Annotated in this window: 20 protein-coding genes; 16 read left to right on the forward strand and 4 right to left on the reverse strand. The window is 72.2% G+C overall.

Annotated elements, in window-relative coordinates; translation table 11 throughout:
- Window positions 1-9: 9 nt before the first annotated feature.
- The gene (locus D7231_RS06275; RefSeq protein WP_030369306.1) at window positions 10-243 is read right to left on the reverse strand and encodes an Lrp/AsnC family transcriptional regulator; all 234 of its coding nucleotides are present in this window, start codon (window positions 241-243) and stop codon (window positions 10-12) included.
- 137 nt (window positions 244-380) lie between these two features.
- Here D7231_RS06275 and D7231_RS06280 point away from each other — a divergent pair, with 137 nt between their 5' ends.
- On the forward strand, window positions 381-1,352 hold the full coding sequence (locus D7231_RS06280) for a thiamine-phosphate kinase (protein WP_120753901.1): 972 nt from the start codon (window positions 381-383) through the stop codon (window positions 1,350-1,352).
- Between the two features lie 168 nt (window positions 1,353-1,520).
- Window positions 1,521-2,312, forward strand: a complete 792-nt coding sequence (gene thiD, locus D7231_RS06285; protein WP_120753902.1) for a bifunctional hydroxymethylpyrimidine kinase/phosphomethylpyrimidine kinase — start codon at window positions 1,521-1,523, stop codon at window positions 2,310-2,312.
- A 239-nt stretch (window positions 2,313-2,551) separates the two neighbouring features.
- Here thiD and rpmB read toward each other — a convergent pair whose 3' ends face one another.
- Window positions 2,552-2,737, reverse strand: coding sequence for a 50S ribosomal protein L28 (gene rpmB / locus D7231_RS06290; protein WP_078660562.1), 186 nt, complete (start codon window positions 2,735-2,737; stop codon window positions 2,552-2,554).
- A gap of 292 nt (window positions 2,738-3,029) precedes the next feature.
- Here rpmB and D7231_RS06295 point away from each other — a divergent pair, with 292 nt between their 5' ends.
- The 9 genes from D7231_RS06295 to mutM all read left to right on the forward strand — a co-directional run bounded on the left by D7231_RS06295 (window position 3,030) and on the right by mutM (window position 12,674).
- Complete coding sequence (locus D7231_RS06295; protein WP_199739320.1) at window positions 3,030-4,829, forward strand: DAK2 domain-containing protein; 1,800 nt, start codon at window positions 3,030-3,032, stop codon at window positions 4,827-4,829.
- Between the two features lie 95 nt (window positions 4,830-4,924).
- Entirely contained in the window at window positions 4,925-7,183 is a 2,259-nt protein-coding gene (recG, locus tag D7231_RS06300) for an ATP-dependent DNA helicase RecG (protein ID WP_199739310.1), read from the forward strand.
- Between the two features lie 236 nt (window positions 7,184-7,419).
- Entirely contained in the window at window positions 7,420-8,019 is a 600-nt protein-coding gene (gene rsmD, locus D7231_RS06305) for a 16S rRNA (guanine(966)-N(2))-methyltransferase RsmD (RefSeq protein WP_120753903.1), read from the forward strand.
- Complete coding sequence (gene coaD, locus D7231_RS06310) at window positions 8,016-8,525, forward strand: pantetheine-phosphate adenylyltransferase (protein WP_120753904.1); 510 nt, start codon at window positions 8,016-8,018, stop codon at window positions 8,523-8,525. The genes rsmD and coaD overlap by 4 nt, the downstream gene beginning before the upstream one ends.
- A 97-nt stretch (window positions 8,526-8,622) precedes the next feature.
- Window positions 8,623-9,741, forward strand: coding sequence for an ATP synthase F0 subunit B (locus tag D7231_RS06315; RefSeq protein ID WP_120753905.1), 1,119 nt, complete (start codon window positions 8,623-8,625; stop codon window positions 9,739-9,741).
- A 213-nt stretch (window positions 9,742-9,954) separates the two neighbouring features.
- The gene (locus D7231_RS06320; protein ID WP_199739311.1) at window positions 9,955-10,551 is read left to right on the forward strand and encodes a YceD family protein; all 597 of its coding nucleotides are present in this window, start codon (window positions 9,955-9,957) and stop codon (window positions 10,549-10,551) included.
- A 2-nt stretch (window positions 10,552-10,553) separates the two neighbouring features.
- Window positions 10,554-10,727, forward strand: coding sequence for a 50S ribosomal protein L32 (rpmF, locus tag D7231_RS06325; RefSeq protein WP_015657589.1), 174 nt, complete (start codon window positions 10,554-10,556; stop codon window positions 10,725-10,727).
- Window positions 10,728-10,746: 19 nt separating this feature from the next.
- Window positions 10,747-11,628 carry a ribonuclease III gene (gene rnc / locus D7231_RS06330; RefSeq protein WP_120753906.1) on the forward strand — a complete coding sequence of 294 codons (882 nt, stop codon included), beginning with the start codon at window positions 10,747-10,749 and terminating at the stop codon, window positions 11,626-11,628.
- Window positions 11,629-11,783: 155 nt separating this feature from the next.
- A complete protein-coding gene (gene mutM, locus D7231_RS06335) occupies window positions 11,784-12,674 on the forward strand; it encodes a bifunctional DNA-formamidopyrimidine glycosylase/DNA-(apurinic or apyrimidinic site) lyase (protein ID WP_120754025.1) in 891 nt (296 codons plus the stop codon).
- 26 nt (window positions 12,675-12,700) lie between these two features.
- Here mutM and D7231_RS06340 read toward each other — a convergent pair whose 3' ends face one another.
- Window positions 12,701-13,537 (reverse strand): CAP domain-containing protein, encoded by an 837-nt coding sequence (locus D7231_RS06340; RefSeq protein ID WP_120753907.1) that lies wholly within the window; start codon window positions 13,535-13,537, stop codon window positions 12,701-12,703.
- Between the two features lie 364 nt (window positions 13,538-13,901).
- On the opposite strand from D7231_RS06340, the gene D7231_RS06345 reads away from it, so the two are divergent.
- The 4 genes from D7231_RS06345 to D7231_RS06365 all read left to right on the forward strand — a co-directional run bounded on the left by D7231_RS06345 (window position 13,902) and on the right by D7231_RS06365 (window position 20,362).
- Entirely contained in the window at window positions 13,902-14,183 is a 282-nt protein-coding gene (locus D7231_RS06345; RefSeq protein WP_120753908.1) for an acylphosphatase, read from the forward strand.
- 443 nt (window positions 14,184-14,626) lie between these two features.
- The gene (locus D7231_RS06355) at window positions 14,627-14,833 is read left to right on the forward strand and encodes a hypothetical protein (protein WP_030369319.1); all 207 of its coding nucleotides are present in this window, start codon (window positions 14,627-14,629) and stop codon (window positions 14,831-14,833) included.
- Between the two features lie 270 nt (window positions 14,834-15,103).
- Window positions 15,104-18,721 carry a chromosome segregation protein SMC gene (gene smc, locus D7231_RS06360; RefSeq protein ID WP_120753909.1) on the forward strand — a complete coding sequence of 1,206 codons (3,618 nt, stop codon included), beginning with the start codon at window positions 15,104-15,106 and terminating at the stop codon, window positions 18,719-18,721.
- 222 nt (window positions 18,722-18,943) lie between these two features.
- Window positions 18,944-20,362, forward strand: coding sequence for a sugar porter family MFS transporter (locus D7231_RS06365; RefSeq protein ID WP_120753910.1), 1,419 nt, complete (start codon window positions 18,944-18,946; stop codon window positions 20,360-20,362).
- 652 nt (window positions 20,363-21,014) lie between these two features.
- Here the strand turns inward: D7231_RS06365 and D7231_RS06370 are convergent.
- Window positions 21,015-22,499, reverse strand: coding sequence for a purine-cytosine permease family protein (locus D7231_RS06370; protein ID WP_120753911.1), 1,485 nt, complete (start codon window positions 22,497-22,499; stop codon window positions 21,015-21,017).
- A 208-nt stretch (window positions 22,500-22,707) separates the two neighbouring features.
- Here D7231_RS06370 and ftsY point away from each other — a divergent pair, with 208 nt between their 5' ends.
- Window positions 22,708-23,952: a signal recognition particle-docking protein FtsY gene (gene ftsY, locus D7231_RS06375; RefSeq protein WP_120753912.1), complete on the forward strand. Its 1,245-nt coding sequence runs from the start codon at window positions 22,708-22,710 to the stop codon at window positions 23,950-23,952.
- Window positions 23,953-24,001 lie beyond the last annotated feature (49 nt).

A 24,001-nucleotide genomic window follows, 5' to 3' on the forward strand; every position in this document is an offset into this window, starting at 1 on the left:
ACGGGGGACCTAGAGATGGACGACCGGGCAGGTCAGTGTGCGGGTGATGCCCTCCACGGCCTGGATCCTGGCCACCACCATGCGGCCGAGCTCGTCCACGGTCTCGGCCTGGGCGCGCACGATCACGTCGTACGGACCGGTCACGTCCTCGGCCTGGATCACCCCCGAGATCTTCGAGATGACTTCGGCCACGGTCGACGCCTTGCCGACCTCGGTCTGGATCAGGATGTACGCCTGTACCACGGAACCTCCAGGGCGGCTACGAGGATCATGTGGGGAGAAGAGACGCCACGGTACCGCGTCGCCGCACGGCGCGGGGAGACCCGCGCTGCCTGCGCGGCGCGGCGTACGTCACAACCGATACTCCTAGGAGGAGCTCAGTGAAAGGCACCGTGGGCGAGTTGGGGGAGTTCGGGCTCATCAGAGAGCTTACTTCCCGGCTCACCACCACCCCTGCGGTCCGGCTCGGGCCGGGTGACGACGCCGCGGTGGTGGCTGCGCCCGACCGCAGGGTCGTGGCCAGTACGGATGTGCTTCTGGAAGGGCGGCACTTCCGCCGCGACTGGTCGACCGCCTACGACGTCGGGCGCAAGGCCGCCGCGCAGAACCTCGCCGACATCGCGGCCATGGGCGCCGTGCCCACCGCGATCCTGCTCGGCCTGGTCGTGCCCGCCGAACTCCCCGCCACCTGGCCGACCGAGCTCATGGACGGCATCCGCGACGAGTGCCAGGTCGCCGGTGCCGCCGTCGTCGGCGGCGACGTGGTGCGCGGCGACACCATCACCGTCGCCATCACCGCCCTCGGTGACCTGCGCAACCACGAGCCGGTCACCCGCTCCGGCGCCCAGCCCGGCGACGTCGTCGCCGTCACCGGATGGCTCGGCTGGTCCGCCGCCGGCCTCGCGGTCCTCGCCCGCGGCTTCCGCTCGCCCCGTGCCTTCGTGGAGGCCCACCGCCGCCCCGAGCCCCCGTACCACGCCGGCCCGGCCGCGGCGAGCCTCGGCGCCACCGCGATGACGGACGTCAGCGACGGCCTCGTCGCCGACCTCGGGCACATCGCCGAGGCCAGCAAGGTCCGGATCGACCTGCGCACGGCGGCCATCGACGTCCCCACCCAGATGTCGGACATCGGGCAGGCCGTCGGCATCGACCCGCTCCAGTGGGTGCTGACCGGGGGAGAGGACCACGCGATCGTCGCGACCTTCCCGCCGGACGTGAAGCTGCCCGCCCGCTGGAAGGTCATCGGTGAGGTCGTCAGCCCCTCGGCCCTGCCCCAGGTGACGGTGGACGGCGCCCCGTGGGACAAGACCAGCGGCTGGGACCACTTCGGGGACCTGGAACCGGGGGAGTAGCGCGGCACGGGGGAGTGGAGCAGTAAGGGGAGCGGAGCAGTAGGGGGCGCGCCTCATGCGGCCCGCATGAGGCGGCCTGCATCGTGCGGACCGCCTCGTGCCCTGCCTCATGCGGACCGCCTCATGCCCCGCCTCATGCGGCCGGGGCGGCGCTGTAGATTCGGCCCCATGCCGATACCCCCACGCGTACTGACCGTCGCCGGATCCGACTCCGGCGGCGGTGCGGGCATCCAGGCCGACCTCAAGACCATGCTCGCGCTCGGCGTGCACGGCATGAGCGTGCTCACGGCCGTGACCGCGCAGAACTCCCGCGGCGTGCAAGGGGCCTGGGAGCTGCCCGCGGAGGCCGTGCGGGCCCAGTACCGCAGCGTCGTCGACGACATCGGCGTCCAGGCCGTCAAGACCGGCATGCTCGCCTCGGCCGAACTCGTGCGGACCGTCGCCGAACTCCTCGCCGGCACCCCCGTCCCCGTCGTCGTCGACCCCGTGGGCATTTCCAAGCACGGTGACGCACTGCTCGCCGCATCCGCCCTGGACGCCGTCCGTACGAAGCTGCTGCCGGTCGCCACCGTCGCCACCCCCAACCTCGACGAGGTCGCCTGGCTGACGGGCCTGCGGGTCACCTCGGAGGAGGGCATGAGGCGGGCAGCGGACGAGGTGCTGGCGTTCGGGCCCCGGTGGGCGCTCATCAAGGGCGGCCACCTGGAAGGCGATGCGGTGGACCTGCTCACCGACGGCACGGAGGAGCACTGGCTGCGGGCTCCGCGCCACGACAACCGCCACACGCACGGGACGGGCTGCACGCTGGCGAGCGCGATCGCCAGTGGCCTCGCCAAGGGGCGCACGGTGCCGGAAGCGGTGACGGAGGCCAAGGACTACGTGACGGGCGCCATCGCGGCGGGCTTCCCGCTGGGGGGCGGCATCGGGCCCGTCGACCACGGGTGGCGCGGGCGGCTGTAGGGCGTGCCGCCGGGGGGGCTTGCGGGGCGCGCCGTGCGGGGGCACGGGGCGCCGCATGAGGCGCGGTCCGGACGCGCGGCAATGAGTCATGAGTGCGGTCCGGGTACGGCGTCCGGATACGGCGAAAAGCCGGCCCACCGTGAGGTGGACCGGCTCTCAAGGCAACCGGATGGGCTGCGCCACGACATAACGTCACAGCGAGACCGGCTTCCCCCGCTTGCGCGGGGGACAGCACTCGCTTAGCGCGAGACCTTGTCGGCCTTGATGCACGAGGTGCAGACGTTGAGCCGCTTCGGCGTCCCACCGACCACAGCACGCACCCGCTGGATGTTGGGGTTCCAACGGCGGGGGGTACGGCGGTGCGAGTGCGAAATAGCGTTGCCGAAGCCCGGCCCCTTGCCGCAGACGTCGCAGTTGGCAGCCACGGGTTACTCCAAAGACGGGTCACCCCCGCTTACGCGGAGACGACAGGCACGTACGGAAAATCCCTGCGTGCCGAAATCTGTAGTGACCGGCATTACCAGGGGGGATGTCCTGATTTTCATCAGGCAACCGGAGCAGCATACAACGACTGCTCCCGCTCCACGAAACTACCATGGCTGCCCGGGCTGTGACCTGTCGTCCCGCCCCCGGCCGCCCGCCTTCCCGCCGGGACCCGCCCCGGGGCTAGTCTGCGATCACCGTTCCACAGCCCCAGGGAGTCCGAGGAGGACACACGTGCCGCACACGCTCGACGCCGCTGCGGTACGCACCTGGTGCGCGCTGGCCCTCGACGCACTGGGGCGGGCCCGCGAGGAGATCGACGCCATCAACGTCTATCCCGTCCCGGACGGCGACACGGGCACGAACCTGTACCTGACCGTCGAATCCGCCGCCCGCGCCGTCGACGCGGTCTTCGACGGCCACGCCACCACCGGCCCGGCCTCCCGCCCCACGCTCCCCGACGCCGTCCGCGCCATGGCGCACGGCGCCCTCATAGGTGCGCGCGGCAACTCCGGCACGATCCTGGCCCAGCTGCTGCGCGGCATGGCCGAGGTCCTGGCGGCGGACGTAGCGCAGGGCGTAGACGACGCGGACGCAGAGGGCATGGGGGGCATGGGGGGCCCGGACGACGCCGGGCAGCTGCGCCGCGCCCTGCGGCGGGCCGTCGAGTCCGCCTATGAAGGCGTCGCCCGCCCCGTCGAAGGCACCATCCTCACCGTCGCCGCGGCCGCGGCGGACGCCGCAGCCGAAGCGCAGGGCGACAGCGCCGCCGTGGCCCGCGCCGCGGACGAGGCCGCCCGTTCCGCCCTCGCGATGACCCCCGGCCAGCTCGACGCCCTGAGCAGGGCCGGAGTCGTCGACTCCGGCGGCCTGGGCCTCGTGGAGGTGATCGGAGCCCTCGCCCGGGCCCTGTCCGGCGAGACGGCCCCATGGAGCCCGCGTGGGGCGCGCGCGTGGACGCGTCCCCCCGCCCCGTACCGGCAGCACCCCGAGCCGGCCCCGCCTCATGCCGAGCCCCCGCCTCATGCCGAGCCCCGGCCCCGGGCCTCCGCCCACGGCCCCATGCCCTGCCCGACCGCCGCCCCAGGCGGCAGCACCACGCCGGCCTTCGAGGTCATCTACCTCCTCGACGCCGACGACACCGCCATCCCCCGCCTCCGCACCCGCCTCGACGCCCTGGGCGACTCCCTCGTCGTCGTCGGCGGCGACGGCCTGTGGAACGTCCACGTCCACGTGGACGACGCCGGAGCCGCCGTCGAAGCCGGCATCGACGCGGGCCGCCCCCACCGCATCCGCATCACGCACTTCGCCGGCTCCGGCGCCACCGCGGCAGCCCCGGGCGAACCGGCCGCGGCCCGTACCCGCGAGCCCGCCCAGCGCGCCGTCGTGGCGGTCGTCCCCGGCGAGGGCCTCGCCGCCCTGTGCACCGACGCCGGCGCCACCGCCGTCGCGGCCCGCCCCGGGGAGCCCCCCGCCAGCGGCGAGCTCGTCGACGCCATCCGGCGCGCCAACGCCCGCGAGGTCGTCCTGCTGCCCAACGACCCCGAACTCCAGCACACCGCGGCCGCCGCGGCCGAGCAGGCACGCGCCGAGGGCGTCCGCGTCGCCCTCATCCCCACCCGCGCCGCCGTCCAGGGCATCGCCGCGCTCGCCGTCCACGAGCCCGCACGCCGCTTCGACGAGGACGTCGTCGCGATGACCTCCGCCGCGGGCGCCACCCGCTACGCCGAGCTCGCCGTCGCCGAACGGCAGGCCTGGACCATGGCCGGCGTCTGCCAGGCCGGCGACGTGCTCGGCCTCATCGACGGCGACGTGGTCGTCATCGGCTCCGATCTCGCCGTCACCGCCGGCACCGTCCTCGACCGCATGCTCGCCGCGGGCGGCGAGATGGTCACCCTCGTCCTCGGTGCCGGCGTCCCGGACGCCGTCGCCGACCGCCTGGAGCGGCACGTACGGGGCGCGCACCTCGCCGTCGACACGGTCGTCTACCGGGGCGGACAGCAGTCGCCGCCGCTGCTCATCGGCATCGAATGACCCCATGGACGACCCCATCGAATGACCCCGGTGACACGGCTCGGACGACGGCGGACGGCGCCGCGTGACGCGGCCTGTCAGTGCCGTGGTGTGCAATGGGACCCGTGCCCGCGCTTCATGAACCCCTGAAGAAGATCCTCGGCGGCAGCACCGCGAAGGTGATGGCCGAGCACCTCGACCTGCACACGGCCGGCGATCTGCTGCACCATTACCCGCGCCGCTACGCCGAGCGCGGTGAGCTGACCCGCCTCGCGGACCTGCCGCTGGACGAGCACGTCACCGTCGTCGCCCAGGTCGCCAAGGCCGCCATGAAGACCTTCAACCACGGCAAGGGCGTCCGCCTGGAGGTCGTCGTCACCGACGGCAGCGGCTCCCTGACGCTCGTCTTCTTCGGCCGCGGCGCCTACGCGCGGGAGAAGGAGCTGATCCCCGGCCGCCGCGGCATGTTCGCGGGCAAGGTCTCCGTCTTCAACCGCACCCGCCAGCTCCTCCACCCCGACTACGAGCTCCTGGACCGCGACAGCGGAGCCGACGCGGCCGAGGCCTTCGCGGGCCGCCTGCTGCCGATCTACCCCGCCTGCAAGCAGTTCCAGTCGTGGAAGCTCACCAAGGCCGTCGACACCCTGCTGGACCTCTTCGAGGCCGAGCAGTGGCAGGGCCTCACCGACCCGCTGCCCCCGTCCCTGCGCGACGGCCGCGGCCTCGCGGAGCTCCCCGACGCCTTCCGCAAGGTCCACCGGCCCCGCACCAAGGCCGACATCGACGACGCCAGAGCCCGCCTGAAGTGGGACGAGGCGTTCGTCCTCCAGGTCGCCCTCGCCCGCCGCCGGCACGCCGACTCCCAGCTGCCCGCCGTCGCCCGCAAACCCGTGGCCGGCGGCATCCTCGACGCCTTCGACGCCAAGTTGCCCTTCACCCTCACCGAGGGCCAGCGCACCGTCTCGGCGGAGATCTTCGACGACCTGGCCACTGAGCACCCCATGCACCGCCTCCTTCAAGGAGAGGTCGGCTCCGGCAAAACCATGGTGGCGCTGCGCGCCATGCTCGGCGTCGTCGACGCGGGCGGCCAGGCCGCCATGCTCGCTCCCACCGAAGTGCTCGCCCAGCAGCACCACCGCTCCGTCGTCGAGATGATGGGGGAGCTCGCCGAGGGCGGCATGCTCGGCGGCGCCGAGCGCAGCACCAAGGTCGTGCTGCTCACGGGCTCCATGGGGACGGCGGCCCGGCGGCAGGCGCTGCTCGACCTCGTCACCGGCGAAGCCGGCATCGTCATCGGCACCCACGCCCTCATCGAGGACAAGGTGCAGTTCCACGACCTCGGCCTGGTCGTCGTGGACGAGCAGCACCGCTTCGGCGTCGAGCAGCGGGACGCCCTCCGTTCCAAGGGCAAGCAGCCGCCGCACCTCCTGGTGATGACGGCGACCCCCATTCCGCGCACCGTCGCCATGACCGTCTTCGGAGACCTGGAAACCTCCGTCCTGGACCAGCTGCCCGCCGGCCGCTCGCCCATCGCCACCCACGTGGTGCCCGCGAAGGACAAGCCCCACTTCCTCGCGCGCACCTGGGAGCGGGTTCGCGAGGAGATCGAGGGCGGGCACCAGGCGTACGTGGTCTGCCCCCGCATCGGCGACGACCTGGGGGAGGAGAACGGCACCAAGACGGCCGCGAAGCGCGGCGCCGGTGGTTCCGGCGGCACCAAGGGCGACGCCGAGCAGGCCGCCGAGGGAGACGGCGAGCGGCGCCCGCCCCTCGCGGTCGTGGATGTCGCAGAACAGCTCACCAAGGGGCCCCTGAAGGGGCTCCGCGTGGAGGTGCTGCACGGCCGCATGCAGCCCGAGGCGAAGGACGACGTGATGCGCCGCTTCGCCGCCGGCGAGGTGGACGTCCTGGTCGCCACGACCGTCATCGAGGTCGGTGTGAACGTGCCGAACTCCACCGTCATGGTGATCATGGACGCGGACCGGTTCGGGGTCTCCCAGCTCCACCAGCTCCGCGGCCGCGTCGGCCGCGGCTCCGCCCCGGGCCTGTGCCTGCTCGTCACCGACGCCCCCGAGGCGAGCCCCGCCCGCGCCCGCCTCGCCGCCGTCGCGGGCACGCTGGACGGCTTCGAGCTGTCCCGCATCGACCTCGAACAGCGCCGTGAGGGCGACGTTCTCGGCCAGGCCCAGTCCGGCGTGCGCTCGTCCCTGCGCATGCTCGCCGTCATCGACGACGAGGAGATCATCGCCGCGGCCCGCGAGGAGGCCGCCGCGGTCGTCGCCGCCGATCCGGAGCTGGAGGGGCTCCCCGAGCTGCGCACCGCCCTGGACGCCCTGCTGGATGAGGAGCGCGAGCAGTACCTGGACAAGGGCTGACGTACGGCCTGTGACGTACGTACGGCCAGTGACGTATGGCTGAGGGAGCGCGGTGCCGCGCACACCGCGCCGGACCGGCAAGCAGGCGTCCCGGCCTCCGTGGAGCCCCTCGTCAAAGGTCCCGCGGAGGCGCTCGCCGGGCGCCGACGCCCTAGGCTGAAGGGGCGGCGCCCCGACCGGCCGACTGTCAGGCCGCCGCCGCTCCGTCACACCGTCGCGAAGGACCGAGGACCTCAATGACCCGCGTGATCGCCGGCACCGCCGGCGGACGCCGCCTCGCCGTGCCGCCCGGCACCGGCACCCGCCCCACCTCCGACCGGGCGCGCGAGGGCCTGTTCTCCACCCTGGAGTCGCTCCTGGGCACCCTCCACGGCACCCGCGTCCTCGACCTGTACGGCGGTTCGGGCGCGGTCGGCCTGGAGGCGCTCTCGCGCGGCGCCGCGCACGTCCTGCTGGTGGAGTCCGACGCCCGCGCGGTGCGGACCATCCGGGAGAACGTCCGCACCCTCGGCCTCCCCGGAGCCGAAGTCCGCGCCGGCAAGGCCGAGCAGACCGTCGCCGGACCCGCGCCCGCCGCCCCGTACGACGTGGTCTTCCTGGACCCGCCCTACGCCGTCACCGACGAGGCGCTCCGCGAGATTCTCCTCACACTCCGTACCGGAGGGTGGCTTGCCGACGATGTGCTGGTCACCGTGGAGCGGAGCACCAGAGGCGGGGAATTCCCCTGGCCGGACGGCTTCGAGGCACTGAGGGCCCGTCGCTACGGCGAGGGGACGCTTTGGTACGGTCGCGCCGCCTCGACGTGCGCCGAAGAGACATCTCCCCGCGCGTCATGAATGGACCGGAGAGCGAGGAGACACCGTTGCGCCGCGCCGTCTGTCCGGGGTCGTTCGACCCCGTCACCAATGGACACCTCGACATCATCGCCCGCGCTTCCAGGCTGTACGACGTCGTCCACGTCGCAGTGATGATCAACCAGTCGAAGCAGGGCCTGTTCACGGTCGAGGAGCGGATAGACCTGCTCCGCCGGGTCACGGCCGAGTACGGGAACGTGAAGGTCGAGTCCTTCCACGGCCTGCTCGTCGACTTCTGCAAGCAGCGCGACATCCCCGCCATCGTCAAGGGGCTGCGGGCGGTCAGCGACTTCGACTACGAGCTCCAGATGGCCCAGATGAACAACGGGCTCTCGGGCGTGGAGACCCTGTTCGTCCCCACCAACCCGACGTACAGCTTCCTGTCGTCCAGCCTGGTCAAGGAGGTCGCGGCCTGGGGCGGCGACGTCTCCCACCTGGTGCCCCCGCTGGTGCTGGAAGCGCTCACGCAACGCCTCGGCGAGCGCTGACGCCCACCCCTCCGCCGGCGGCTGTCGGGCGGGGCCCGACTGCCCGTACAGTCGTCCCCGTTCGTGTCGTCCGGCAGAAGAAAGTGGCGAGCGCCAGGTGGACGTCCAGAAGAAGCTCGACGAGATCGTCGCGACCGTCACCGCCGCACGGTCCATGCCGATGTCCGCCTCATGCGTCATCAACCGCGCCGAGCTGCTCGCCCTCCTCGAGGAGCTCCGTGCCGGGATGCCGGGGTCGCTCGCCCGCGCGCAGGAAGTGATCGGCGACCGCGAACAGCTGGTCGCCGAGGCTCGCGAGGAGGCCGAGCGGATCATCGAGTCCGCTCGGGCCCACCGCGGATCGCTGATCTCCGACACCGAGGTCGCCCGGCAGTCCCAGGAGGAGGCCGACCGCATCCTCGCGGAGGCCCGCCGACAGGCCGAGGAGGTCCGCACCGAGGCCGACGACTACGTCGACAGCAAGCTCGCCAACTTCGAGGTCGTCCTCACCAAGACCATCGGATCCGTCGACCGGGGACGCGAGAAGCTCCTGGGACGCACGGGGGAGGGCGGCGGCCAGGGCGACCCCGGCGGGGACGCCCCGGAGCCCAGCTCCGACCCGCGCGTCCAGCGGCAGCAGGCCGACGCCTACGTCGACGCCAAGCTGGGCGCCGTCTCGGCGGTCCTGAGCAAGACGCTGGAGGCCGTCGGCCGCGGCCGCGAGAAGCTCCTCGGCGCCCGCCCCGCCGACGAGCTGGGCGCCCACATGGCCGCCCAGGACGGCCTCCGCGCCGCTCACCCCACCAGCGACGCCGACTTCCTCGCCGGACTGGCCGCGCCCCAGGCGCCGGCCGCACCGGAGCCGGCGGCGGCCGCGCACGGGGCGCCTCATGCCGCGCCTCATGCGGGCGGCTACGACGGCTACTACGAGCCCCAGGCCTACCAGCCGGACCCGTACACCTATCAGCAGCAGTACGGGGCGGACAGCGGCTCCCACGGGCAGCAGCAGCCGGACCCGTACGCGGTCCAGAGCGGCTACCAGCAGGCCGACCCCTACGCCTGGCCCGCCCACGCTCAAGGAGACGGCTACGGGGCCGCCCAGGGCGGCTACGAGCCCCAGCAGCACCAGCCCGCCCAGAGCCCGCCCCATGCGGGCGGCGCCCTGGACGAGACGAGCCTCTTCGACACCTCGATGATCGACCTGGAACAGCTCCGCAGGTACGAGCAGGGCCGCTGACCGCACGGGGCGGGCTCCGGCCCGCCGGTGCCTGATCAGCCGCCTCATGCGGCCGATTGGGTCTACGGCGACCCGTCCAGTATCCTGGCTCTTCGGTCGCGTGTGCATTCGCGATCTCGGCTGCCCGCATCCCTTGCGGCCGCAGGGCCGCCGTTACCGCAGCGTAGAAAGCAGGAAGCCCTGAACGCCCGCCTCGATCACCGTTCTCCTCTCGTGTTCGACACACGCGAGCTGGGGCGGCGTCCCGGTGCGCTGAAGCGGCACTCCCGCTCCGTCCCGGCCCCCGATCACCTCGGTATCGAGGTCATCTCCGTGGCCGAGGGCGCGACCGTCGAGCTCGACCTCCGACTGGAGTCGGTCATGGAAGGGGTGCTTGTCACAGGCACCGCCCGTGCGCCGCTCACCGGGGAGTGCGTAAGGTGTCTGGAGCCGCTCGAGCGAGAGCTCGAAGTGGACTTCCAGGAGATGTACTCCTACCCCGACGCCGATGACCGGAGCCGCCCCGCGGATACCGGCGACGACGCCGAGGAAGACGAAGAGGACACGCTCTTTCTCGAGGCCGACTTGCTCGACCTCGAACCCGTGCTGCGCGACGCGGTGGTGCTCGCACTGCCGCTGCAGCCGGTGTGCCAGGAAGACTGCCCCGGCCTGTGCTCCGAATGCGGCGCACGGCTGGCGGACGACCCGGACCACCACCACGAGACCGTCGACATCCGTTGGGCGGCACTGCAGGGACTCGCCGGTTCCGACCAGGACGGCGAGAAGGACAACGCACCCCGCTCCGGCGGGGATGACTCACAGGAGAAGTAGCCGTGGCTGTTCCGAAGCGGAAGATGTCGCGCAGCAACACGCGCCACCGCCGGTCGCAGTGGAAGGCTGCGGTCACCCCCCTGGTGGCGTGCGAGCGCTGCCACGAGCCGAAGCAGCAGCACATCGCGTGCCCGAGCTGCGGCACCTACAACAAGCGCCAGGTCCTCGAGGTCTGATCGGCGGGTGACAGGCTTCATGTCAGACGCCACTACGCCGAAGAGGGCGCCGGCGGACACGGCCTCGTCTCACACGCTTCTGGAAGGGCGGCTCGGGTACAAACTCGAGACCGCCCTTCTGGTGCGTGCGCTGACCCACCGTTCCTACGCGTACGAGAACGGCGGTCTGCCGACCAACGAGCGCCTGGAGTTCCTCGGGGACTCCGTGCTGGGCCTCGTGGTCACGGACACGCTCTACCGCATCCACCCCGACCTGCCCGAGGGCCAGCTCGCCAAGCTGCGCGCCGCGGTGGTCAACTCCCGTGCACTGGCGGAGGTCGGCCGCGGGCTCGACCTCGGTTCCTTCATCCGGCTCGGCCGCGGTGAAGAGGGCACGGGAGGCCGCAACAAGGCGTCCATCCTCGCGGACACCCTTGAAGCGGTGATCGGTGCGGTCTACCTCGACCAGGGCCTGGAGGCCGCTGCCGAGCTCGTGCACCGGCTCTTCGATCCCCTGATCGAGAAGTCCTCGAACCTCGGCGCCGGCCTGGACTGGAAGACCAGCCTCCAGGAACTGACCGCGACGGAGGGTCTCGGCGTGCCCGAGTACCTGGTCTCCGAGACCGGTCCCGACCACGAGAAGACCTTCACGGCTGCTGCCCGCGTCGGTGGTGTCGCGTACGGCACCGGCACCGGCCGCAGCAAGAAGGAAGCGGAGCAGCAGGCGGCCGAGGCCGCCTGGCGCGCCATCCATGAGGCGGCTGAAGCACGCGCTGCTGCCGCCCAGAAGGCCGAGGCCGCCCAGGCTGACGCCGGTAAGGCTGACGCCAGCAAGGCCGACGCCGGTAAGGCTGAAGCCGCCCAGGCCGACGCCGAGGAGCGGGCCGGGGCCGAAGCGCCCGAGGCCGGCACCGCATCCTGACGCGCACATCCCCGGACGCCGGGCGGGCCTGACTCCAGGCCCGCCCGGCGTTCGGCGAATGCGCCGCCTTACGCGAGCAGCCGCCGTACGCGAGTACCGGCATCCGGAGTACCGGCCGCCCCATGCGCGGCCGCCCCATGCGCTGGAGGAGCACCGTGCCCGAACTGCCCGAGGTCGAGGTCGTACGCCGCGGCCTGGAGCGCTGGGTCTGCGGCCGCACCGTGGCCGCCGTCGACGTGCTCCACCCCCGTGCCATCCGCCGGCACCTCGCCGGGCCCGGCGACTTCGCCGCCCAGCTCACCGGCCGCCGCCTCGGCGCGGCCCGCCGGCGCGGCAAGTACTTGTGGCTGCCTCTGGAGACGGACGGCCCCACGGGGCCCGACCGCGCGATCCTCGCCCACCTCGGCATGAGCGGCCAGCTCCTCGTCCAGCCGCACGAGGCCCCCGACGAGAAGCACCTGCGCATCCGCATCCGCTTCGCCGACGATGCCGGCACGGAGCTGCGCTTCGTCGACCAGCGCACCTTCGGCGGGCTCTCCCTGCACGACACGGTGCCCGGGGACCCCGAGGGGCTCCCCGACGTCATCGCGCACATCGCCCGCGACCCTCTGGACCCCGCCTTCGACGAGGCGGCCTTCCACGCCGCGCTGCGCAGGCGCCGTACGACCATCAAGCGCGCCCTGCTCGACCAGTCGCTGATCAGCGGGGTCGGCAACATCTACGCCGACGAGGCGCTGTGGCGCTCCAGGCTGCACTACGACCGCCCCACCGCGACCCTGACCCGCCCGCGCAGCGCCGAGCTGCTCACGCACATCCGTGAGGTCATGAACGAGGCCCTCGCCGTCGGCGGTACGAGCTTCGACAGCCTCTACGTCAACGTGAACGGCGAGTCCGGCTACTTCGACCGCTCGCTGGACGCGTACGGGCGCGAGGACGAGCCGTGCCGCCGCTGCGGCACGGCCATGCGCCGCCGCCCCTGGATGAACCGCTCCAGCTACTTCTGCCCCCGCTGCCAGCGCCCCCCGCGCCCGAGCGCCGCCTCCTAGCGGCGCCCGGTGGCGGGGAGGCCCCGTCAGTAGCCGAAGTCCTGCGTCCACCAGGGGCCGCTGCCGCTGGTGTTGAGCCCGATGCCGAGCGTCCGGTACTCGCCGTTGAGGATGTTCGCGCGGTGGCCCGCGCTGTGCATCCAGGCGTCCATGACGGCGCGGGCGTCGGGGTGGCCCCGGGCGATGTTCTCCCCGCCGAGGTTGCGGATGCCGCTCTTGGCGGCCCGGTCCCAGGGGGTGCGGCCGTCCGGGTCCGTGTGGCTGAAGAACCCCCGCCGGGCCATGTCGTCACTGAACGACTGGGCGAGCCTCGTCAGTTGGGCACTGGCCCGCAGGGGCCGGAGGCCCGCCTTGGCGCGCTCCTGATTGACCAGGGCGAGCAATTGCCGCGCCATCGCCGGATACATGCCGGCCTGCTCGGCCGCGCTCTCCCGCTCCGCCGGCTGCGCATGACCGGCGGCCTGGACCTGGTCCTGAGCCTGGTCGCGGGCCCGGCCCGCGGGGTCCGTACCGTCCTCGTCCGGGGCGTCGGCGGGGGGCGCCTCGCCGGAGTCCTCGGAGCCGGTGTCCGCCTCATGCGGCTCCCCGGGCCCGGCCCCGGGGCCGGGTGACGGGTCGGAAGGCGCTGCCGAGGGCGTGGCGGGCGCGGCAGGCGCCGAGGCGGCGACGGGCGCCGCGGTGTCCGCCCCGCGCGCCTGAGGCCGCTCGGCGTTGCGGCTCACGTGAGGCTGCCCCCGGCCGGGCCCGGCGCCGTCCGGCAGGGCGAACTCGACGGGCGGCTCGTCGGTCCGCACCTGCCGGTCCCCGCTGCTGTCGCTGCCGAGCTGGAGGGTGCCGCCGCCGGAGAGGAGGCCGGAGGTCATCGCGACCACTCCTATGGCCATCGCGGCGGACGCGCCCAGCAGGCCCGTCCGTACCGGTGTCCTCGCCCGGCCGCGGGCGGGGCGGCGCGAGCCCGGGGGCCACGACCCGGCAGGCGTGCCGCCGGGTTCGTCAGGGGGCCTGGACTCCGGGGCGCCGTGCGTCCCCCCGGCTGCCGGGGGAGCGGGGACGGGGCTGCCTGCGGTCCGTGGGCCAGAGCGTCGGTGGCGACCCATCCGCTGCCTTCCTTACGTGTTCGGCTCGGTGTGCGTCACTCGTACGGGGCGACCTGTCGACCGGCGACTGTACGGCAATACATGAGGGGTCGAAGTGCTGATTATGCAATTGGCCGGTTAGCGTGCAGACATGAACGAGAATGTCCGTCTCACGGCGTGGGTCCGTGGACATGTGCAAGGTGTCGGCTTCCGGTGGTTCACGAGGGAGAACGCTTTGCGCATCGGAGCGCTGGCAGGCTTCGCGTCGAATCTCTCCGACGGCCGGGTCCAGATCGTCGCGGAAGGCCCGCGAGAAGGATGCGAACTTCTGCTCGATTGGCTGCGGGCCGGCGACACGCCCGGGCGGGTGGACGGGGTCACCGAGATCTGGGGTGACCCGCGGGGCGGATATGACGGGTTCGAGATCCGCTGACGGATCCGCCGACATAACGGTTCGGAAAACGGAAAATCATCCAGGAGGGAACAGGGAGGGGCGCGCGGGGGCCGTGAAGGGCGGGTGCGAAGGGCCGCGATGACCTTAGTGATATGTCTTTGGCATATGCGAAGGGCAGAAATTCCCTGATGGTTGCCAAGACGGCCCCGGCGTGGAAGGCTGCGAGACAACGGATGATCTCCACGCCCCTACGGGCCCCGGCAGAGTCGGCGCCGCATACGTACCGCCGCGCCCCCTGGGACGCCCGCGGATACGGGGTGTGATCGTGTTGACCGTCAAACCTTTTGGTGAGACTCTGGAAGCCCCGCGCACCTTAGCTGTTTGGCATTGAGCACGCAGTAGCGATGGCAGACACCGCGGGTGCGAATCCCTCACGACCCACACCGCTTCGGTCGGTCACTCAGTGTGGAGGACCATCCATCATGGCAAAGGCGCTTCTCGGTTACGTCGGCGGCTCCGACCCCCGAGTCCTCGCCGAGATGCGACGGCTTCAGCAGCGTGTCCAGGACCTCGAATCCGAGCTCATCCGGATGCAGGCCGAGAATGACGCGCTGTCTGCCGCCGCTCACCACGGCGACTCGCTGCTCGACAGCATCGACGTTTCCAAGGCGGAGCCTGCGCTCGCCTGACCAGAGGCCCTGCCCCGGGGGCCGGTCGGGCTGCACTGTCAGCCGCTTGAGAGTTGTAAGGGACGCTTCGGCGTCCCTTCGTCATATTCCGATCATCATATGGTCGCGGTATTTCTGGTGACTGCGGCTATTTTTTCCCACTTTTCGGTGCGCTCTTAACGACTGATGTGCCCTGCCCCTTCCCGGGTGAAACCCTTTGCGACGGCACGGCGCGCCAGCGCCCCGTCCGGGTCGGTGCCGGAAGAGGACCGGGCGGTAGAGTCCTTCCGCGTGCACCTCAAGAGCCTGACCCTGCGGGGGTTCAAATCCTTCGCCTCCGCGACGACCCTGCGCTTCGAGCCCGGGATCACCTGCGTCGTGGGGCCCAACGGCTCCGGCAAGTCCAATGTCGTCGACGCCCTCTCCTGGGTCATGGGCGAGCAGGGGGCCAAGTCCCTGCGCGGCGGCAAGATGGAAGACGTCATCTTCGCCGGGACGACCGGCCGCCCGCCGCTGGGCCGCGCCGAGGTCTCCCTCACGATCGACAACTCCGACGGAGCCCTGCCGATCGACTACTCCGAGGTCACCATCACGCGGATCATGTTCCGCAACGGCGGCAGCGAGTACCAGCTCAACGGCGACACCTGCCGGCTCCTCGACATCCAGGAGCTCCTCTCCGACTCCGGCATCGGCCGCGAGATGCACGTCATCGTCGGCCAGGGACAGCTCGACTCCGTCCTGCACGCCGACCCGGCCGGCCGCCGCGCCTTCATCGAGGAGGCGGCGGGCGTCCTCAAGCACCGCAAGCGCAAGGAGAAGGCGCTCCGCAAGCTCGACGCGATGCGTGCCAACCTCGCCCGCGTCCAGGACCTCACCGACGAACTGCGGCGCCAGCTCAAGCCGCTCGGCCGGCAGGCCGCGGTCGCGCGCCGCGCCGCCGTCATCCAGGCCGACCTGCGCGACGCCCGCCTGAGGCTCCTCGCCGACGACCTCGTCATCCTCCGGGAGGCGCTGCGCACCGAGCTCGCCGACGAGGCCGCGCTCAAGTCCCGCAAGGACGCCGCCGAGGCCGAGCTGCGGACCGCGCTCCAGCGCGAGGCGGCCCTGGAGGAGCAGGTGCGGGCGCTCACCCCGCGCCTGGCCGGCGCCCAGCAGACCTGGTACGAACTCTCCCGCCTCGCCGAGCGGGTACGGGGCACGATCGGCCTCGCCGACGCGCGTGTCACCAGCGCGACCAACGCCCCGGCGGAGGAACGGCGCGGCCGCGACCCGGAGGACCTGGAGCGCGAGGCGGCCCGCATCCGCGAGCAGGAGGCCGAACTGGAGGCCGCCCTCGAGGCGGCGAGCCGCGCCTTGGAGGACACCAGCGAGCACCGTGCCGCCCTGGAGCGGCAGCTGGCGGAGGAAGAACGCCGCCTCAGGGACGCCGCCCGGGCCATCGCCGACCACCGCGAGGAGCTCGCCCGGCTCCAGGGGCGTGTCACCGCCGCACGGGGCCGCGCGGCCTCCGCACAGTCAGAGATCGACCGGCTGGTCGCCGCGCGCGACGAGGCCCGGGAGCGCGCGGCCGCCGCCCAGGAGGAGTACGAGCGGCAGCAGGCGGAGGTCGAGGGGCTCGACGCCGGGGACGCCGAACTGGCGAGCCGGCATGAGGCCGCCAAGACGGAGCTCGCCGCCGCCGAAGCCGCACTGACCGAGGCCCGCGAAGAGGCCACGGCCACCGAGCGCCGCCGCGCGGCGACCGGCGCACGCCGCGACGCGCTCGCCCTCGGGCTGCGCCGCAAGGACGGCACGGGCGCGCTGCTGGCGGCGCAGGATCGTTTGTCCGGACTGCTGGGCCCGGCGGCCGGACTGCTGACCGTCGCCCCCGGCTACGAACTGCCGATCGCCGCCGCCCTCGGAGCCGCCGCCGACGCACTCGCTGTCACGGACACCGCTACGGCGGCTGAGGCGCTGAGACTGCTCCGCAAGCAGGACGCCGGGCGGGCGGCGCTCGTGGTGGCACGGGGCCTGGAGCGCGGCGCGGTGCAGAGCGAGGGCTCCGTGCCGGGCCTCATGCCGTCGTCCGCACGGGGCGCGCAGGGAGCCGCCTCATGCGGCCCCCGCCCCGCCCTCGAACTCGTCGACGGCCCCGCCCCTGCCCTCGACGCCGTCCGCGCCCTGCTGCGCGACGTTGTGGTCGTCGCGACGCTGGAGGACGCCGAAGAACTGGTCGAGGAGCGGCCCGGTGCCGTCGCCGTGACCGCCGAAGGCGACCTCCTCGGAGCCCACTTCGCCCAGGGCGGCTCCGGCGGCGCACCGAGCCTCCTGGAGGTTCAGGCGGCCGTCGACGAAGCCACCGCCGAACTGGCCGACCTGGACGCACGGTGCGCCGTCCTCCAGACCGCCCAGCACGACGCCGCCGCACGGCGCGCCGAGTGCGCCGCACGCGTAGAAGAGCTGGCCTCCCGGCGCAGCGCCGCCGACCGGGAGAAGTCCCAGGTCGCCCAAGCCCTCGGGCGGCTCGCCGGGCAGGCACGCGCGGCGGCCGACGAGGCCGGCCGGACGGCCGCGGCCGTGGCCCGCGCCGAGGAGGCCCTCGCGCGGGCCCGTGAAGAAGCCGAAGAGCTCGCCGAGCGGCTGGAGGTGGCCGAGGAGGCCGCCCCGGGCGAGGGGGCCGGCGAGCCCGACACCTCCGTACGGGACCGGCTTGCCGCCGACGGTGCGAACGCCCGGCAGACCGAGATGGAGGCGCGGCTCCAGGTCCGTACGCACGAGGAGCGCGTCAAGGCCCTCGCTGGCCGGGCGGACGGCCTGGACCGCGCGGCCCGCGCCGAGCGCGAGGCCCGGGCCCGCGCGGAGCAGCGCCGCCTCAGGCTGCGGCACGAGGCGGCGGTCGCCGGGGCCGTCGCGTCCGGCGCCCGGCAGCTCCTCGCGCACGTCGAGGTCTCCCTCGTGCGCGCCGACGAGGAGCGGCGCCGTGCGGAAGAGGCGAAGGGCGCCCGGGAGCGCGAGCTCGTCGCCGAGCGCAACCGGGGCCGTGAGCTGAAGGGCGAGCTGGACAAGCTCACCGACTCGGTGCACAAGGGCGAGGTGCTCGGCGCGGAGAAGCGGCTGCGCATCGAGCAGCTGGAGGCCAGGGCCCTGGAGGAGCTCGGCGTCGAACCCGCCGGCCTGGTCGCGGAGTACGGACCGGACCAGCCCGTACCGCCGTCCCTGCCGGCCGAGGGCGAGGAGCTCCCGGAGGACCCGGACCACCCCAGGAACCGGCCGGCCCCGTACGTCCGCGCGGAGCAGGAGAAGCGGCTGCGGGCCGCCGAGCGCGCCTATCAGCAGCTGGGCAAGGTCAACCCGCTCGCCCTGGAGGAGTTCGCGGCGCTGGAGGAGCGGCACCGGTTCCTCTCCGAGCAGCTGGAGGACCTCAAGAAGACCCGCAGCGACCTGCTCCAGGTCGTCAAGGACGTCGACAAGCGAGTGGAAGAGGTCTTCACCGAGGCGTACCGGGACACGGCCCGCGAGTTCGAGGGCGTCTTCTCCCGGCTCTTCCCCGGGGGCGAGGGGCGGCTCGTCCTCACCGACCCGGACGACATGCTGGCCACCGGCGTGGACGTCGAGGCGCGCCCGCCGGGCAAGAAGGTCAAGCGTCTGTCGCTGCTGTCGGGCGGCGAGCGCTCCCTGACCGCGGTGGCGCTGCTGGTCGCGATCTTCAAGGCGCGGCCGAGCCCGTTCTACGTGATGGACGAGGTCGAGGCGGCGCTGGACGACACCAACCTCCAGCGGCTGATCGGGATCATGAAGGAGCTCCAGGAGAGCTCGCAGCTGATCGTGATCACGCACCAGAAGCGGACGATGGAGGTCGCCGACGCCCTGTACGGCGTATCGATGCAGGGCGACGGCGTCTCCAAGGTGATCAGCCAGCGACTTCGTTGATCTTGTAATCCGCGTAGGCGACTTCACTTCTTCAAGTGTTGAACTCAACCTGTGAGATGCCTCGTGGAAACTTCTTGGTTACGACCTATTGACTTAAGAAAATGAAGACATAGGGTCTGCATCGTTGCTAATACCTTCAAGTGGTGGGCCCCCAAGTCCTGTGCCCCACTTGAAGAGCCAGCCCCCACGCCCGGCAGTGCCGCCGGGCCTCAGGAGTACACGTTGACCAGCACTGCGACGGCGCAGGGGTCCGAGGGCCGCAAGGCCCAGCCGGACCACCTCGGCCATGTCATCTTCATCACCGCGGCCGCGGCCATGGGTGGCTTTCTCTTCGGCTACGACAGCTCCGTGATCAACGGCGCCGTCGAGGGCATTCGCGGGAAGTACGACATCGGCTCCGCAGCCCTGGCCCAGGTCATCGCCATCGCCCTCATCGGCTGTGCGATCGGCGCGGCCACCGCGGGCCGCCTCGCGGACCGCATAGGCCGCATCCGCGTGATGCAGATCTCGGCGACGCTCTTCACGATCAGCGCCGTCGGTTCCGCCCTGCCGTTCGCCCTGTGGGACCTCGCCTTCTGGCGCGTCCTCGGCGGCATCGCCATCGGCATGGCCTCCGTCATCGGCCCGGCCTACATCGCCGAGGTCTCGCCGCCCGCCTACCGCGGCCGCCTCGGCTCGTTCCAGCAGGCCGCGATCGTCGTCGGCATCGCCGTCTCCCAGCTCGTCAACTGGGGCATCCTCAACCTCGCCGACGGCGACCAGCGCGGTCACGTCCTGGGCATCGAGGCGTGGCAGCTGATGCTCGGCGTCATGGTCGTCCCGGCCGTCCTCTACGGTCTGCTCTCCTTCGCGATCCCCGAGTCGCCCCGCTTCCTGATCTCCGTCGGCAAGATCGACAAGGCGAAGGCCGTCCTCGCCGACGTCGAGGGCCACGGCGTCGACCTCGACAAGCGCGTCACCGAGATCGAGCTCGCGATGCACAGCGAGGAGAAGTCCACCTTCAAGGACCTCATCGGCGGCAAGGCGGGCTTCCTGCCCATCGTCTGGGTCGGCATCGGCCTGTCGGTCTTCCAGCAGCTCGTCGGCATCAACGTGGCCTTCTACTACTCGGCCACCCTGTGGCAGTCCGTCGGCATCGACCCGAGCGACTCGTTCCTCTACTCGTTCACCACGTCGATCATCAACATCGTCGGCACCGTGATCGCGATGATCTTCGTCGACCGCGTCGGCCGCAAGCCGCTCGCCCTCGTCGGCTCCGCCGGTATGGCCGTCTCCCTCGCCCTCGAGGCCTGGGCCTTCTCCGCACAGGCCGGCGACGGCTCCCTGCCCACCACGCAGGGCACGGTCGCCCTGATCGCGGCGCACGCCTTCGTGCTCTTCTTCGCCCTCTCGTGGGGCGTCGTGGTCTGGGTCTTCCTCGGCGAGATGTTCCCCAACCGCATCCGCGCCGCGGCGCTCGGCGTCGCCGCCTCCGCGCAGTGGATCGCCAACTGGGCCATCACCGCGAGCTTCCCGAGCCTCTCGGACTGGAACCTCTCCGGTACGTACGTCATCTACGCGGTCTTCGCCGTGCTCTCGATCCCCTTCGTGCTCAAGTACGTCAAGGAGACGAAGGGCAAGGCGTTGGAGGAGATGGGCTAACCCCCCCCGCCGCCCTCTCCTCAACAGGACGCTGCCCCGGCTCACCGACGAGCCGGGGCAGCGTCCTGTTTGCGTACGGGGGTGGGCGGGCGCCGCCTCATGCGGGCGGGTCGGATGGTGCCGGGCGAGGGGCTGCATGGGGCGGCGCATGAGGCGGCGCATGAGGCGCTCCCGGGGCGCCGCATGAGGCGGGCCGGGCATGAGGCCCCCTGGGCATGGGGCGGTCAGGGCATGAGGCCCCCAGGCATGAGGCGGTCCGGGAGCGCCCCATGCGGCGCCCGATGCAACGCTCCCGTGCTGCGCCCCATGCGGCGTGGCATGGGGCGCCTCGTGCAGCGCCTCATGCCCGGGGCGCCTCCTGCCCTGACCGCGCCTCATGCGGCGCGCAGGACGACGCCGCTACGGGGGCGGCAGGGAGCCATACGCCCCCGTAGTGGGCCTCACGCCCGGGCTGCCGGGCCGCCGGGCACACGGACCAAGCGGCGCCGTACCGCCCGCTGTCCGTGAGCCGTCCGGCCCGGCGCGGATGCACGTACGCCTCACTGTCGGCACGCCCCGCTGCCACAAGGCGCAGGGGACGCGCCATGCCCAAACGAGGGCGCCCCCACCGCCGTAGCAGTGGGGGCGCCCTCGTGCAGGGAGCAGTGGCGCGTCAGGCGCCGACCTTCACCCGCTCCGAGTCATCGGCGGCGGCGTCCGTGGCCTCCACCGCGGAGACCTCCCGCGGCGCCGGCAGCACAGCCATGATCAGCGCCGAGATGGCGATCGTGGCGGCCCAGCCCAGCCCGTACTTCCCGACGAACGTCGACGCCAGCGGGCCGGTGAACCAGTCGCACTGGGTGAAGCAGATGCCCGCGGCCAGCGCGACGGCCCAGGCCGTCATCGCCTGCCAGCAGAAGCCGCCCACGTACCAGTACCGACTGGTGCGGCCGGTGTCCATGAGGGCCTCCGCGTCGTACCGCACGGCGCGGGACTTGCGGCGCGCCATGTCGACCGCGTAGACGCCGATCCAGGCGGAGAAGGAGACCGCGAGCAGGATCAGGAAGGTGATGAAGGAGCTCAGGAAGCTCTTCGCGACCAGCATCAGCAGCAGACCGCCGACCAGCGAGATGATCGCGTTGATGCTGACGGCCATCGCACGGGGCAGCTTGACGCCCATCGTCTGGGCGGTGAAGCCGGCCGAGTACATCGAGAGGCTGTTGATCAGCAGCATGCCGACGATGGCGGTGATCAGGTACGGGACGGCCAGCCAGGTCGGCAGGATGTCACCGAGGAAGGAGACCGGGTCGGGGGCCTCGGCCAGGTCGGGGGTGGCGACGGCCATGACCCCGCCCATGAGGACCATGGGGACCATCACGATGCCCGCACCGGAGAGCGTCGCACCGACGATCTTCTTGCCGGACGCCGCGTGGGGCAGGTAGCGCGCGAAGTCGGGGCCGGTGGGCACCCAGCTGATGCCGCCGGCGGCGATGGTGCCGATGCCGGCGATCATCATCGCGGTGGTGCCGGCCGGCTTGGAGAAGACGTCGTCCCACTTGATGTTGGCGATCAGGTAGACGAGCACCAGGACGCTGAAGATGCCGAAGAGGTACGTCGACCACTTGTTGCACACGTTGAGCGCCTTGCGCCCCATGCCGCTCACCAGGAACGTGCACGCGACGAACGCGAAGAGCGTGACGACGATCAGCGGGGTGTTGCTCTTGATCCCGAAGACCAGGTCGAGCACGGTCAGCACCGCGTACGCGCCGGTGACCGCGTTGATCGTCTCCCACCCGAAGCGCGCGACCCACAGGATCGCACCCGGGAAGAGGTTGCCGCGGACGCCGAACGTCGCGCGGGAGAGCATCGCGCCGGGCGCACCGCCCCACTTGCCGGAGACCGACAGGACGCCGACCATGCCGAACGACGCGAGCGCGGCGCAGGCGGCGACGATCAGGACCTGCCAGAAGTTCAGCTTGTTGAACACCACCAGGGCCGCGCCCATGGTGAGCAGCAGCACACTGATGTTGGCAGCGACCCACGTCGGGAAGAGTTCACGGACCCGGCCGTGACGCTCATGATCCGGAACGGGCTCGATACCGCGGGTTTCTATCGCGCCGCCGGATTCGGCGGCGGACAGCTTGGACGCGTTGTCCATGTGGGGGGCTCCGTGCGGGTGAAGCGGGGCGGGAAGCCTGGGCAGAAAAGGTCTAGGGGACTCTACGCGCGTCGCACAGCCCCACGCCATCGTACTTTGCTCCAACTTTAGCCCATTGGGGCGATTCCTCCTTGGAGGAATCCCCGAACGCGCACGTCACCCGCCGAGACCCCCCGCCGGCGGCGCGGTGTCCGATACTGGGGGCGTTATGGAAATCGTCATCCTTGCTGTAGTCATCGCTGTGGTCGCGCTCGGCGCGATCAGCGGGCTCGTGGTCAGCAGCCGTAAGAAGAAGCAGCTGCCCCCGGCCCCGCCGAGCAGCCCGTCCGTCACCGCGCCGCCCGCCGAGCCCCACGTAGGCGAGGAGGCCGAGCCCCCCAGCGCCGAGCCGCGCCGGACCGTGGAGGAGGTCGAGCTGCCGGCCGCCGAGGCGCCGGCCGCCGAAGCCGCCCCCGAGGCCCCCGCCGCCCCGGCCGAGCCCGAGGCGCCCGCCGCGCCCGCGGTCGAGGTTCCCGAGCCCACCGCAGGCCGCCTCGTGCGGCTGCGCACCAGGCTGTCCCGCTCCCAGAACTCGCTCGGCAAGGGCCTGCTGACCCTGCTGTCGCGCGAGCACCTCGACGAGGACACGTGGGAGGAGATCGAGGACACCCTGCTGACCGCCGACGTCGGCGTCGCCCCCACGCAGGAGCTCGTCGAGCGCCTCCGTGAGCGCGTCAAGGTGCTCGGTACCCGCACCCCCGAGGAACTGCGCACCCTGCTCCGCGAGGAGTTGCTCACCCTCATCGGCACCGACGCCGACCGCACCGTCCACACCGAGCCGGGCGTGGGCGTGAACGGCGAGGAGAAGCCCGGCGTCGTCATGGTCGTCGGTGTCAACGGCACCGGCAAGACCACCACCACGGGCAAGCTCGCCCGTGTGCTTGTCGCCGACGGCAAGTCCGTCGTTCTGGGTGCCGCCGACACCTTCCGCGCTGCCGCGGCCGACCAGCTGCAGACCTGGGGCGAGCGCGTCGGCGCCCGTACGGTCCGCGGGCCGGAGGGCGGCGACCCGGCGTCGATCGCCTTCGACGCCGTCAAGGAGGGCATCGCCGAGAACGCCGACGTCGTCCTGATCGACACCGCCGGCCGGCTCCACACCAAGACCGGCCTCATGGACGAGCTCGGCAAGGTCAAGCGGGTCGTCGAGAAGCACGGCTCGGTCGACGAGGTGCTGCTCGTCCTGGACGCCACCACCGGTCAGAACGGCCTCGTGCAGGCGCGCGTCTTCGGTGAGGTCGTCAACATCACCGGCATCGTCCTCACCAAGCTCGACGGCACCGCCAAGGGCGGCATCGTCGTGGCCGTCCAGCGCGAGCTGGGCGTGCCCGTGAAGCTCGTCGGTCTCGGCGAGGGCGCCGACGACCTCGCGCCGTTCGAGCCGGAGGCGTTCGTCGACGCGCTCATCGGCGACTGACGCTCCGTACGCGCATAGGCCGGCGCGTCGGCCGGTGCCTCGGCTGGTT

Origin of the sequence: Streptomyces klenkii, assembly GCF_003626645.1 — a bacterium.
Classification (GTDB): Bacteria; Actinomycetota; Actinomycetes; order Streptomycetales; family Streptomycetaceae; genus Streptomyces; species Streptomyces klenkii.